General features: G+C 45.1%; 14 protein-coding genes. 6 read left to right on the top strand and 8 right to left on the bottom strand.

The features are described 5' to 3' along the window. The first annotated feature begins 12 nt into the window (after positions 1 to 12). Complete coding sequence (locus ACTXGH_RS08920) at positions 13 to 804, top strand: sterol desaturase family protein (RefSeq protein WP_439296906.1); 792 nt, start codon at positions 13 to 15, stop codon at positions 802 to 804. A gap of 7 nt (positions 805 to 811) precedes the next feature. On the opposite strand, the gene ACTXGH_RS08925 is transcribed toward ACTXGH_RS08920, so the two are convergent. From ACTXGH_RS08925 to cobT, 3 genes are all read right to left on the bottom strand, one after another. Next, complete coding sequence (locus ACTXGH_RS08925) at positions 812 to 1,372, bottom strand: histidine phosphatase family protein (protein WP_439296904.1); 561 nt, start codon at positions 1,370 to 1,372, stop codon at positions 812 to 814. Between the two features lie 185 nt (positions 1,373 to 1,557). Continuing rightward, positions 1,558 to 2,442, bottom strand: coding sequence for an adenosylcobinamide-GDP ribazoletransferase (cobS, locus tag ACTXGH_RS08930; protein WP_439260935.1), 885 nt, complete (start codon positions 2,440 to 2,442; stop codon positions 1,558 to 1,560). Then, positions 2,442 to 3,500, bottom strand: coding sequence for a nicotinate-nucleotide--dimethylbenzimidazole phosphoribosyltransferase (cobT, locus tag ACTXGH_RS08935; RefSeq protein ID WP_443561733.1), 1,059 nt, complete (start codon positions 3,498 to 3,500; stop codon positions 2,442 to 2,444). The genes cobS and cobT overlap by 1 nt, the downstream gene beginning before the upstream one ends. 254 nt (positions 3,501 to 3,754) lie before the next feature. Here cobT and ACTXGH_RS08940 point away from each other — a divergent pair, with 254 nt between their 5' ends. Beyond that, entirely contained in the window at positions 3,755 to 5,113 is a 1,359-nt protein-coding gene (locus ACTXGH_RS08940) for a GntP family permease (protein ID WP_439296901.1), read from the top strand. 93 nt (positions 5,114 to 5,206) lie between these two features. Beyond that, positions 5,207 to 6,343, top strand: a complete 1,137-nt coding sequence (locus ACTXGH_RS08945) for a glycerate kinase (RefSeq protein WP_439296900.1) — start codon at positions 5,207 to 5,209, stop codon at positions 6,341 to 6,343. A 63-nt stretch (positions 6,344 to 6,406) separates the two neighbouring features. On the opposite strand, the gene ACTXGH_RS08950 is transcribed toward ACTXGH_RS08945, so the two are convergent. Next, positions 6,407 to 7,276, bottom strand: a complete 870-nt coding sequence (locus ACTXGH_RS08950) for a LysR family transcriptional regulator (RefSeq protein ID WP_439260939.1) — start codon at positions 7,274 to 7,276, stop codon at positions 6,407 to 6,409. 90 nt (positions 7,277 to 7,366) lie between these two features. Between ACTXGH_RS08950 and ACTXGH_RS08955 the strand changes: the two genes are divergently transcribed. After that, a complete protein-coding gene (locus tag ACTXGH_RS08955) occupies positions 7,367 to 7,870 on the top strand; it encodes a lactoylglutathione lyase family protein (protein WP_439296899.1) in 504 nt (167 codons plus the stop codon). Between the two features lie 219 nt (positions 7,871 to 8,089). After that, positions 8,090 to 8,905, top strand: a complete 816-nt coding sequence (locus ACTXGH_RS08960; protein WP_439296898.1) for an enoyl-CoA hydratase — start codon at positions 8,090 to 8,092, stop codon at positions 8,903 to 8,905. A 58-nt stretch (positions 8,906 to 8,963) separates the two neighbouring features. Here ACTXGH_RS08960 and ACTXGH_RS08965 read toward each other — a convergent pair whose 3' ends face one another. The 4 genes from ACTXGH_RS08965 to ACTXGH_RS08980 form a co-directional block, all read right to left on the bottom strand. Beyond that, complete coding sequence (locus ACTXGH_RS08965) at positions 8,964 to 10,124, bottom strand: flavin monoamine oxidase family protein (protein ID WP_439296897.1); 1,161 nt, start codon at positions 10,122 to 10,124, stop codon at positions 8,964 to 8,966. Positions 10,125 to 10,194: 70 nt separating this feature from the next. After that, positions 10,195 to 10,899, bottom strand: a complete 705-nt coding sequence (locus tag ACTXGH_RS08970) for a cupin domain-containing protein (protein ID WP_439296896.1) — start codon at positions 10,897 to 10,899, stop codon at positions 10,195 to 10,197. 111 nt (positions 10,900 to 11,010) lie between these two features. Continuing rightward, positions 11,011 to 11,424 (bottom strand): alternative ribosome rescue aminoacyl-tRNA hydrolase ArfB, encoded by a 414-nt coding sequence (arfB, locus tag ACTXGH_RS08975; RefSeq protein ID WP_439260944.1) that lies wholly within the window; start codon positions 11,422 to 11,424, stop codon positions 11,011 to 11,013. A 99-nt stretch (positions 11,425 to 11,523) separates the two neighbouring features. After that, on the bottom strand, positions 11,524 to 11,766 hold the full coding sequence (locus ACTXGH_RS08980) for a hypothetical protein (RefSeq protein WP_439296894.1): 243 nt from the start codon (positions 11,764 to 11,766) through the stop codon (positions 11,524 to 11,526). 241 nt (positions 11,767 to 12,007) lie between these two features. Here ACTXGH_RS08980 and ACTXGH_RS08985 point away from each other — a divergent pair, with 241 nt between their 5' ends. Then, positions 12,008 to 12,949: an acyltransferase gene (locus ACTXGH_RS08985; protein WP_439296893.1), complete on the top strand. Its 942-nt coding sequence runs from the start codon at positions 12,008 to 12,010 to the stop codon at positions 12,947 to 12,949. The last annotated feature ends 75 nt before the right edge of the window (positions 12,950 to 13,024 follow it).

Genomic DNA, 13,024 nt, shown 5'->3' on the forward strand with positions numbered 1-13,024 from the left:
AAGAGGTAAGCAATGACTAATGAAGTATGGTGGCGACTTGGGTTCTTTTTAAGCATTTTAGTCATCATGATGCTGATTGAGTGGCGCATGCCTGCACGCACCGCACCCATTAAAAGCCATAAACGCTGGTTTGCTAACTTTGGCTTGGTGTTTGCGTCATCCGTTATTGCTCGTCTAGCGGTGCCTATCGGTCTAACGGCTGTGGCGCTTTATAATCAGCAGCATGGAATTGGTCTGTTTAATATTATCGATTTGCCAAGCGTCCTAGTTATCGTATTAAGCTTAATATTGCTCGACATTATTATTTACTGGCAGCACCGATTATTTCATCGCGTACCTATTCTTTGGCGTTTGCATAAAGTCCATCATGCTGATGCGCATATCGACGCTAGCACAGGCTTAAGGTTTCATCCCATTGAGATTGTCTTAAGCATTTTAGTGAAGCTCGTTGCCGTCAGCTTATTGGGCGTTCCTGCCATTGCAGTGCTGATATTTGAGATTGCGCTAAATGGCTTGGCAATGTTTAATCATGCCAATATTCGTCTGCCACCTGCCATTGAAAAACCTGCACGCCTCGTATTGATGACCCAAATCTTGCATCGTATTCACCATAGCCAGCGCGGCAGCGAGACCAATTCAAACTATGGCTTTAGTGTCATTTGGTGGGATTGGATCTTTGGTAGTTATAAGGGTCAAGCGCAGAAGCCTGATAATGAGCTAGATATTGGGTTAAAAGAATATCCCTCACCCAAACGAAACGCCTCGCTATGGGGATTATTGGTAATGCCGTTTAGACATAAATGAGCGATAGCTATATTCCTGAAAGCTCCAAACTACTACACTCCCTATAAGCAACTGAAGATGGCCAATCAACCGCTACCTTCGGTACCTCCTGCCCAGCATCTATCATCTTAGCAGCATTAATCCAGCCCGCATGACTAACAGCTAGTATTGGGGTGTGATCGGATTCAGTCGAGACTTTATTCAACCACCCTTTAACACGGTCAAATAGCTGCTGCAAACTTTCGCCATTATCGGGCGCGAAGTGCGCAAAGTTATTGCACCAATCATCAATCTCTCGCTTAGCGATTTGCTCCCAAGGGCGACCGTCCCATTCGCCAAAATCAATCTCAGCAAGCTCAGGCGCGACTCGACATTGAAAGCCACGTTGCACCAGTATCTGCCCGACTTTTAGTGAGCGTTGTAATGGGCTGACCCAAATCACTTTAGGTAATTGATGAACACGGGTAAAGCGCTCGATTTGATTGGCAAGGCGTTTTAATTTACGCCTATCTACTCCTACATCTGTTTGCCCAATACAGATACCCTCAGCAGCAATGGGTTTAGGATGACGCCAAATATAAAGAGTCATTGATTGATTAGCCTTCTTTTTTGTAGCCAATCCGCTATAAAACGCACACAATGCTACTGGGATAAATTTTTCGTAGCATCTGTCTGCGTAGGTACAGCAAGCAAGGAAAATTTACCCAGTAGCGCGTTATGATACTTGCACTTATTTTATTTAGGACTGATTATATACTTTAGATTTCTTTTGAATTATAAAAAAGGTATAGTCGCTGCCAAACCTGCATAAATGGCAACTTCACTCAGCTGTTGTGTCGCCCCTAAACCATCACCAGTATAGCCATCCAGACGCCTACGTAATAAGCGCCGCATATAATCAGTGGCAACTAAAGCCAACACCAAAGCCAATAACCACTGACCGATGCTAATCTGCTGTATGGCATTAGGAAATATAACCATTACTAAAACTCCTGCCACGAGCAACCAACCACTACTGAACAATCCTTGTAACGCTGTCAACTGCTGCGCCATAGGTTTGGCTTTAGCATGTTCTATCTCACCGCCATACGGTAGCAGAGCAAGCAGGCTAATACATAGCAAACGCGACGCGGTATGCCCAATAATCAGCGCGACGATAGCCACCGATAACGGCATGGTGGCTAACAAGGAAATCTTTAGCAATAGCGCAGAGACCAGACCTAACACGCCATATGTACCCAAGCGCGAGTCTTTCATGATAGTCAGCGTGCGCTCACGTGTCAGACCGCCGCCCAAACCATCACAGCTATCGGCAAGACCGTCTTCGTGAAAAGCGCCCGTGAGCTTAATCCCGCATACCGTACTTAGCACCGCAGCAACTAAGGGCGTAAATAGCACACTGGCAAGCCAAAACACGCCAGCGCAAAGTAGCCCAACCAGCAAACCAACGGCGGGAAAATGACGGCTGCTTTGGTGTAACCACTGCGGATTATAATTTTTGAATGGCGGCACGGGCAATCGCGTTAAAAACTGCATGGCGACCAGTAACAATATCCATTCATGCTTTATGAATTGACCAACGCTTTTAGGCGAAGACTGCTGTAACGGCTCTGGCTGATTTAACGCCTGTTTTGATTCCTGCTTTAATGGCTGTGACATTATTTATTTTGCTCACTAATTCCAGCATCACTAAAGCTTGCCATCTCATTAATGATGGCGCAAGCGGACTGCAGTAGTGGGTAAGCAAGCGCTGCCCCGCTACCCTCGCCCAAGCGCATACCCATATCGAGTAATGGCTCAGCGTTAAGTAATTTTAATAAATGCGCATGCCCTGGCTCGACTGAATGATGGGCGAATATGGCGTATTGAGCGACACCGGGTGATAGGCGCTCCGCAGCCAATAACGCGCTACTGGCAATAAAGCCATCGATTAATAGAATACGCCGTTCGCTAGCGGCCTGAATCAGCGCACCTGCCATCATGGCTATCTCAAGCCCGCCTAATGCCGCGAGCGCATCTAACGGAGACTGTGCTTCATTATGACGCGCCAATACTTGCGTTAAAATATCCGTCTTATGTTGTAGACCTCCATCATCGAGACCGGTACCACGACCGATACAATCAGCGATCGGTACATCACCCAATCTCGCCAGCAAAAGACTCGCCGCTGAAGTATTGCCAATGCCCATTTCACCAACGATGAGCAAATTACCCGCCAAGCCTTTAACCACTTTCATACCGTTTTCTAGTGCAGCTAAGCACTCCTCTTCTGTCATGGCGGGTTCTGTGAGCGCGTCTCGGCTACCACGGCGGACCTTATAATCGAGCAGTTGCGGATGGTCTTTAAAAGGAGAATTGGCAAAGTCTGCATCGACCCCAGCATCGACGACTTTTAGCTCGATATTATGCTGACGCGCCAAGACATTGATAGCAGCGCCGCCCTGCAAGAAGTTATAAACCATTTGCGCAGTGACGGCACTTGGATAGGCTGAGGTGCCATGCTTGGTTAAGCCATGGTCAGCAGCAAACACTCGAATCTGTGGCTGATTAATATGCGGGGTTGTTGTCCCTTGAATCATGCCCAATTGCAGTGCCAGTGTCTCTAAGCGACCCAGTGCGCCAAGTGGTTTGGTTTTTGAGTCTATGATCTGTTGCAGCTGCTGACGTAGCTCATTATTTTCTATATTGGCAATGGTTGGCGCGGTAAAGGTGGTCAAAGCAGTCATCCTAAAGTTATAAATAAAACAGGAGACTATGGTAGCAGATTATGCTTATTTTCTTGAGCTACCTATCTTATTTTCTAACAAATATACCAAGTAGCCATTTAAATTATTAAAAACGCTAGCCTTAAACAAATCATTAAACAAACTCTCTTATCTAGCTTATAACATTTGCTATAGAATGATGTCTTGAACATTTCTTAAGAAACACGTCTTAAAATAACAAATACTACAGCCCCATAGAGGTTACGATGATTGTATTTTGGCTTGTATTAACCATTCTTTTTATTATTTTTGCCACCGCAAAATTAAAATGGCATCCTTTTTTAGTATTGATACTATCGGCATTTTTGGTAGCGCTATTTTACCAAGTGCCCCTTGATACCGTTGCTAAGACTATCTCTGATGGCTTTGGAGGCATCTTAGGTTACATTGGTCTGGTGATTGTATTTGGTACTATTATCGGTTTAATTCTTGAAAAGACAGGCGCAGCAATTGTAATGGCCGAAACGGTTATTAACTTTTTAGGGCCACGTTTTCCTACGCTGACCATGTCTATTGTCGGCGCCGTCGTCTCAATTCCTGTATTCTGCGATTCAGGATTTATCATTCTAAACTCGTTAAAAGAATCTTTAGCCGAGCGCTTAAAAGTATCAAGCGTGGCCATGAGTATTGCTTTAGCAACTGGCCTATATGCCACCCATACCTTTGTGCCGCCGACCCCAGGACCCATTGCTGCAGCTGGAAACTTGGGCTTAGAGTCAAATTTAGGTTTGGTCATTATGGTTGGTGTTGTCGTCACAGCCGTCGCTGTATTGGCGGGCTGGTTGTGGTCAAACCGTTTCCTTAATGTCGAACCAGACAATATAGATGCCGAAAACGCACCAGCAGCCACTGTGCCAGCCAACATGAAATCTCGTGAAGACTATAATAGTATGCCTTCTGCAACCAAGGCTTTTTTGCCTATTATTGTTCCTATCGTTTTAATATGCTTATCCTCTTTTGCCAACTTCCCTACCGCCCCTTTAGGCGAAGGCTTATTGGCTGACATACTCATATTTATTGGTAATCCACTTACTGCGCTGCTTATCGGTCTGTTTTTATCATTTTTATTAATAAATGGTAAAGAGAAGACACAACAAGTTAGCGATGCTATCTCTCAAGGTCTAGTCGTAGCAGCGCCAATCCTTTTGATTACTGGGGCTGGCGGTGCATTTGGTGCGATGCTAAAAGTCACTCCAATAGGCGATTATTTAGGTACTACTTTATCCGCGTTAGGTCTCGGTATTTTTATGCCATTTATTGTGTCTGCTGCGCTAAAAACTGCTCAAGGCTCAACCACCGTCGCATTGGTCACCACCTCAGCGATGGTTGCACCGTTATTGGGTCAAATTGGTCTCGACAGTGAGCTTGGACGGGTGTTTTGTGTGATGGCAATTGGTGCGGGCGCGATGACCATCTCGCACGCTAATGACAGCTTCTTTTGGATTGTTAGCCAGTTTAGCCGCATGAGTGTAGCACAAGCTTATAAAGCTCATTCAATGGCTACCGGTATTCAAGGTATTACCAGCATATTGTTTATCTGGTTATTAACTTTGGTATTTATTTAACTAATTTTATTAAATAAATTGCTAGAGAATAGCGTTTATAAAAGAAACTTGCTTACCCACTTTATTTTTACTTAGATATTCCAAGAGAGCTTCATGAAAATTTTAATCGCCCCTGATTCGTTTAAAGAAAGCTTAGAAGCGCTAGAAGTTTGTCGCGCTATCCAATCTGGGTTTAGTCAGGTTTTTCCTGATGCAGACTATACATTATTGCCCATGGCAGATGGCGGCGAAGGCACCTCTGCGGTGTTGTCATATGTGTTGGGCGGGCGCTGGAAAAACGTGGTTGTGAACGATCCATTAATGCGACCAATTACTGCCAATTATCTGTTATTAGAAAACAAGACAGCTGTGATTGAAATCGCTCACGCCTGCGGTCTACATCTATTGAAGACGGATGAGCGCAATCCGCTCATTACCAGCAGCTACGGAGTTGGCGAACTTATTGCGGATGCTTTGAGTGAGGGCGTCAAACGCATCATTATCGGTCTGGGCGGTAGTGCCACCAACGATGCCGGTCTTGGTATGTTAACGGCCTTAGGAATGAATTTCTATAACCTTGATGGCAAGCGTTTGGCGCAAGGCGGTAGCGAACTGGCCAACTTAAAGCAGATAGACGGTGCAGAGCTTCATCCAAAGCTGCAAGATACCGTCTTTGAAGTGGCCTGCGATGTCACCAATCCATTATGCGGATCATCAGGAGCTAGTGCTATCTTTGGACCACAAAAAGGCGCCAATCCAGAGCAAGTCGCACTATTAGATAAAGCCTTGAGTCACTTTGCAATGGTATCTGGACAGCACGGCTATCAGGATTACCAAAATATCGCAGGCGCAGGGGCAGCAGGTGGTCTTGGCTTTGCCTTAATGACCTTTTGCGGCGCTAATCTTAAATCAGGGTTTGATACCGTCGCTGAGGCTGTCAGCCTAGAAGAGCATATTGCTAATGCAGATCTGGTCATCACTGGTGAAGGCAAGCTTGATGCACAAACTTTAATGGGTAAAGTCGCTGGCGGTATCAGCCAACTGGCAAAAGCCAGCCACAAGCCTGTGATCGCTATTTGCGGTAGCGTTGACGGCCTTGCGCCAGCTCAGACCACTGGGTTTGACGTCGTCATGCCTAGCATTCAAAAGCTGGACACCCTCGATAAGGTGCTAAGCAAAGCTTATAAAAGTATTGAGACTACCGCGGTTAATGTTGGCGCGACTATGAAGTTGGGGCAAAGTATGAAATAAAAACAGCCTACAAGTTAATTGATTGACCGACATCAAATCTAAATATCGCTATTTTTTATAATTTTACAACCACTTTTTTACCTCGTTAATGACGGTTTGCATTCTATTAGGTAGGGCTTGCTGGCACCGTACGGCAAGATATAGTGTTTCACTCATTGGCACGGGCAAACGATGGCTGCTAATAAGCTCAGGGTTTGGATATGCTGCAACCGCGTGTGCTGGCAATACGGTAAAGCCAAGCCCCCTACTAACAGGCTCTAAAATCAAACCAATTTGATTAGAAAAGCCCTTTTTCTTAAAGTCATTAATATGCTGGAACTTGATATAATTGGCACTCAGCAGCATGCTGGCATGATGAGTACCGTCAGGATGATCGATAAACCCAAGCGCTATGAGTGTCTCCCAGCTTAGCTCATTAGTCATCACAGGCGTCACTAGTATGAGCGCTTCTTGAGCTATTGACTGGCAACTTATTCCCTCGTCATCTGAGATCTCCGTCATAAACCCAATATCAATGTCATGATTCGCAAGCGCTCGCTCTATATCGCTATTTGGCGCAAAGCGATAGTCAATCACCAACTGTGGATACTGTTGCTGTAAGATCAAAAGCTTTGGATATAACTTTAAGCCCACGCTGCCAGGAGACATGAGTCTCACTAGCCCTGCATAGGCGGGGTCATCACCGATACGCTGTTCTAGATTTGTTAAGCGCTGCAAGATATCACCCGCCTCCCTATACAGCTCCTCGCCGGCATCCGTCAATGAAAACTGCTTCCCTTGACGGATGAGCAAGTCGACATCTAACTGACTTTCAAGCTTACGTATGTGCTGGCTGACACCTGACTGGGTCATATGTAGGCGCTCGGCAGTGCGGGTAAAATGCCCCACTTCAACAAGGGTACAGAACGTACGTAGCCATGTGATATTCATCATTACGATATATACTTAACTTTATAATAAAGGATAATTTTACGTAATGGATATAGCTTTGTAAACTACTCCCATATCAAAACAGGAGTATGAATGATGAATAACGTTTACCCAAGAAGCTTTTCACACATTGGCCTTTCCGTCCCTGACTTAGAAGCAGCGGTAAAATTCTATACCGAGGTGATGGGTTGGTACACCATCATGGAACCGACTGAAATCATTGAAGATGACAGCCCGATTGGTGAGATGTGTACGGAAGTCTTTAGCTCAGGCTGGGGCAGTTTCCGTATTGCTCATCTCTCTACCGGTGACCGTATCGGCGTTGAAATCTTTCAATTCAAAAATCAAGAAAACCCTGAAAACAACTTTGAATACTGGAAGACAGGTATTTTTCACTTCTGCGTGCAAGATCCAAACGTGGAAGAGCTCGCTGAACGCATTGTCGCTGCTGGCGGTAAAAAGCGTATGGAAAAACCGCGTTATTACTATCCCGGCGAAAAACCTTACCGTATGATTTATATGGAAGACCCGTTCGGCAATATCGTTGAAATATACAGCCACAGCTATGAGCTTATTTATAGCGAAGGCGCGTATTAGGTATAGCGCTTAAGAGTAAAATAACGCTTCGTTATGAAAGTTAAAAAAATCGGACTTATCTCTACATGTCGATTTATTCTTAATAAAGATACGAATAGCGCACTCATATTATGAATGCGCTATTTTCATATGTGCAATTTCAATATCAGCACTCTATTGTATAACTTGCACGCCATGCTATCATTTGAGTGAATGAACACCAATTATCAAGGATGATAAATGAATACTACAAATACAGACGCCCCCACCAGCGAGCCATTAGTTATCAGAGACGATAGCAAAGATGCAAGCGGCGTCGTCACTCTTACTTTAAACCGTCCTAAGCAATTCAATGCGCTATCAGTCGATATGTTATCCGCCATGCAAGCAGAGCTGGACGGCATCGCTCAAGATAGTAGTATTCGCGTGGTCGTCATTGCCGCGAATGGCAAAGCGTTTTGTGCAGGTCACAACCTAAAAGAGATGCGCGCACACTCAGATGAAGCATTCCACAGTGCATTATTTAAGCAGTGTAGTCAGATGATGTTGACCGTCAATCAAATGCCGCAAGTTGTAATTGCCAAAGTACAAGGCATTGCTACCGCCGCAGGCTGTCAACTGGTGGCAGCCTGCGACTTAGCGGTGGCCTCTAATGACGCTAAGTTTGCGACTTCTGGGATAAATGTCGGACTGTTTTGTTCAACCCCTGCCGTTGCCGTCAGCCGCAACTTGTCTCGCAAGCAGGCCTTTGAGATGCTAATCACGGGTGAGTTTATCGATGCCCATACGGCCTTGCAGCAAGGACTCATTAATCGTGTCGCGCCAGCGGATCAGTTGGATGCAACGCTGCAATCTTTAATCGATGCCATTACTGCCAAATCCTCTGTCGCGGTCAAAACGGGCAAAGATATGTTCTATAAACAGTTGGACATGGATTTAGCGGATGCTTATGAATATGCCGGACAAGTGATGACCTGCAATATGATGGCAGACGATGTGAGCGAGGGCATTGATGCCTTTATCGAAAAGCGCCATGCAGTATGGACGGGACCTTAATAGCTTCACCATTTAGAAGAACGCTACTTAATAACAATACTATTAATAAAATTAAAAACTACATCTTTTCAGGCAAGTTTTGTACCGCAAGGCTTGCCGCTTCAATAGCACCAGCAATATAACCAGAAAACTGTGGCGACCATTCACTGCCTATCCCCGTTAGGCAATCACTCCATACACCTGATATTGCCTTAGAAACAGGTGCCACCGCATGCTGACCATCACTACTTGCGTCGGCAGTCGTTGCGGTGAATTTATCTTGTGACCAGTCTTTCAGATACTCAGCTTTGGGCGTGTCTGCCTGCTCGCCAAATAGACGTACCAATTGCGCACGGCAATGTGCTTTTAACACATCTTCAGAGACGCTTTGGCGTACGGAGGCAGGTACTCCTATAAAGCCAAACAACGCACCCCTGCCACCCATGCTAGAGGCATCATGAATCTCAACCATTGGCCCTTGCGAGCTACGCGCGGCTCCCGAGAGACCGTGCTTGCGCCAAAAAGCCGTATCGTAAACGGCAAAATACTTGGCATGAGGCGCCATCCAAGTCGCTGTGTTGCGCCATTGCGTTATCATATCGGACGGTAAAGCTGGCTCAAACGTTATACTGTCTTCCACCAAACGAGGCGGTAGCGCCAGCAATACATGCTGCGCTCGCCAAGTCGTGAATTGCCCAGACGTGTCTTCGCTGGTTATCTCTATGTGCTCATCTGCTTTATGCAACCGACGTACAATTTGACTATTAAAAACACGTGAGGAATCAAGACGACGATATAAAGCATCAATCAATGCGGCCATACCACCGACTAGACGCATTGAAGGTGGCGAGCTTTTATAGCCTTGCATACGAACAGCAGGCTCGTTAGGAGCGTGCTCAACCATCATATCGCCCTCTTCAAACTGTGCAAAAGTCTCCAGCTGTAGTTCATTGACCAGATCGCTCAACTGCGACTGATAATCAGGCCAAAACCAAGAAGGTCCTAAATCAAAGCTATCTACCTCTTGTACACTATCAGAGCCAAGATGTTGTGAAGTCGGTCGCTCTAAGGCCGAATCTTTTAAAAGCTTACTAGCGAGAATGCGACCGCCCAAACTATCACGCGCTTCTAACAATATATAATCAATGCCTTTTTGCTCTAATAAATAAGCCGCATATAGACCACTCAAACCACCACCGATAATTGCTACAGGTACATTTGTTATATCTAATTTTTGCATAGAAGTTTTCTTTTTATTTTTCATTAAAAGCGCTTAACATCTTAAATTATGGATAACATGCTTTAGCTCATTAAACGTCTAAACCTTCGATATCTGCGCCAATGACGTGAGCAAGATGTCCAGTCTTAACATAGACCGTAGCTCCTTCTGTACTTGCTTTTATCTGTGGCTGCGCACCTGCGGGCAAGCGTAGCCAGCTACCTTGTTTATACGTCTTATCACCTTCTAGCAGCGTACCTTCGTCCACTAACAGCTCTGCACCACCCTCAATCGCTTGAGTCATGAGGTCTTGTGTAAACAATGCATCATCTGCGCTCAGCCGCTGCAAGCTCACCTGTTCACTATCGTTCAAAAATAAAGCACACACCTCACGATTGCCGATCCATTGCCAGTTTGTACTATCGTGCGTGTCGATAGCGACATGGCGCTCTTCAGATGGTGACATCTGTCGCAGCTTTACAAAGATCACCGCCCCTTCATCGCTATAAGGCGTATGGCCTGATGCTGGCGGATTGCGTAAATACCAGCCAGTGGGATAGTGCTTATCATCGGCAGAAAAAGTACCTGACAATACCAAAATCTCCTCGCCGCCCGGATGTTGATGATGCGGAAAATGCGAATTAGGCGCATAACGCACAAGGCTAGTCGCCCGCGCCTTCTCCGCGCCTACGCGGTCAAGCATGACGCGCTCGACACCATTCTGCGGTGATTTAATCCATTGATGCTCTTCAGCCGTTAGCTCAGCTCGAGATGAAAAATCTGCATTAATTAGCATAGGATAGTGTCCAAATTCGATTTAATATGGCTAAGCGACTTAAAAATTTATACCAGTAGCACTTTTTAGTCGTTGTAACTTTTTTATTTAATACTAACTATAATAGCCCGCTTAATAATCAACCTTACCGCGCAATGCCTTGGTTTTGCCGCGCTGCGTCTTTTGATCGACGCGTTTACGCTTAGCATTTCTACTCGGCTTGGTTGGTCTGCGAGCTTTAGCGACTTGGGTAGATTGAAAGATGAAGGCTTTAAGACGTTCAAACGCGTCAATCTTGTTGCGCTCTTGGGTACGGTGTTGCTGAGCTTTGAGGACGAATATCCCCTCTTTAGTGATACGACTGTCTTTGCTATCTAATAAACGCTGTTTTTGGGTGTCATTCAGACTTGAGGCATTGATATCGAAGCGTAGATGAATAGCGGAGGAGACTTTATTGACGTTTTGCCCGCCTGCCCCTTGCGCGCGGATGGCGCTAATCTCGACTTCACTATCGCTTAAGCTGATGGTATTACTGATAAAAATCATAGTTGTCTTTTATTTCTTTTAAATAATTGGTTTTTAAATGCTTCTCTTCTATATGGGGCATGGTTGAGGATTTATAAATAGGGCGTTACTTCTAACATTTTATTGCATTGAACCAAGCATAGCGCCTATCACTAAAAACGGAATTGACATCAGTATCTTAAAAACGGACGCTTTGCACTTTTCCCAGCGCGTAATAATAAAATATAAGTTGGCAAATGGAAGAAACAAATATAGCAGACCCCAAAGTATGGACTCTTGAAAGGCAATAATAATCAGCTTAATCCCGTAGATAAAAGAGATGATGACACCGATAATAAATAAAACAATTCCTATGATCTCCATAGTTGCGCTCCAAAATAGTATTTCACTCAAAATGAATTTTTACTTCTTACGATAACTCAAACACTCGATTATGATAGCAGTTGAAATGCACCTACAATGCGCTCTCATTCACTCTCTGCTGCTATATTCATTATTTGTAACAGCCAGTCACACCGCCAGCGCTGCACAAGTATGTATATCTGCTAAAATTATGCCATGATGCTTATAATAACCAACAATAGACAAATAGAAAGGATTTGATATGCGCTTGGCATCCGTTTTTCAAAAAATGCACGACCGCACGCCCAAACTTGCCAAAGCAGTATCGCTAGCGACGGCGACGGGCGTCATCGCAGGGAATAGCTTCGCTGGCAGCATCCCCGTGTGGCTTATGGGTGCGACCAAAATGATTACTGGCGCCGCCATCGCCGACAAGGCGGTGATCAAAATCGCCAATCATTGGATTAATAGTAATAACGCTGTGATCGACATGGTGTTACCACAAAAAGACTGGCGCATCAGCTTACCTGATGATGTATATATAGACGGAAAATACCTACTGATTAGCAATCACCAATCTTGGGTTGATACCAGTATTGTTCAGTATATTAGCCAAGATCGCCTGCCTTTGACGCGGTTTTTTACTAAGTTTGAATTGTTATACATTCCTATCGTCGGTCAAACCTTTTATTTTTTAGATTTCCCCATGATGCGCCGGCATTCTAAAGCGGATATCGCAAAGAACCCTGCCTTAAAAGGTCAAGACCTCAAAGAAGCACAACGTGCCTGCGCGCTACTTAAAGACAAGCCCTTTACCTTGCTCAATTATCTAGAAGGAACGCGCTTTACGCCTGTTAAGCATGAGAGACAGCAGTCGCCCTACACGCACCTGCTTAAGCCAAGAGCGGGCGGTTTGGCGCTGGCTATCAATGCCTTGGGTGCCGAAGTAGACGGTATATTGGATATGACGATTGTCTATCCTGATGGCGTACCAAACTATAGTGACTTGTGGAAAGGCAATATCAAGCGCTTGGGCGTCGATGTCCGCTATATCGACATACCAGATGGTTTATCTGTAGCTGTTCAAAATGGTGGTTATCAAGATGATGATGCCGTCAAAGCCAGAATGTTTGAATGGGTTGAGCATATATGGCGCGAAAAAGATGAGCGCATCACCAAGATGCTGGCTGACTTTGAAACATAGGAGCTTGAAGAATAGGAGCCTAAAAACCAGTTTTAATAAGTAAAAAACACCTCTCAAAAACAGCATAGCGCTGCT

Source organism: Psychrobacter sp. 1Y10 (genome assembly GCF_052259005.1).
GTDB lineage: Bacteria > Pseudomonadota > Gammaproteobacteria > Pseudomonadales > Moraxellaceae > Psychrobacter > Psychrobacter saeujeotis.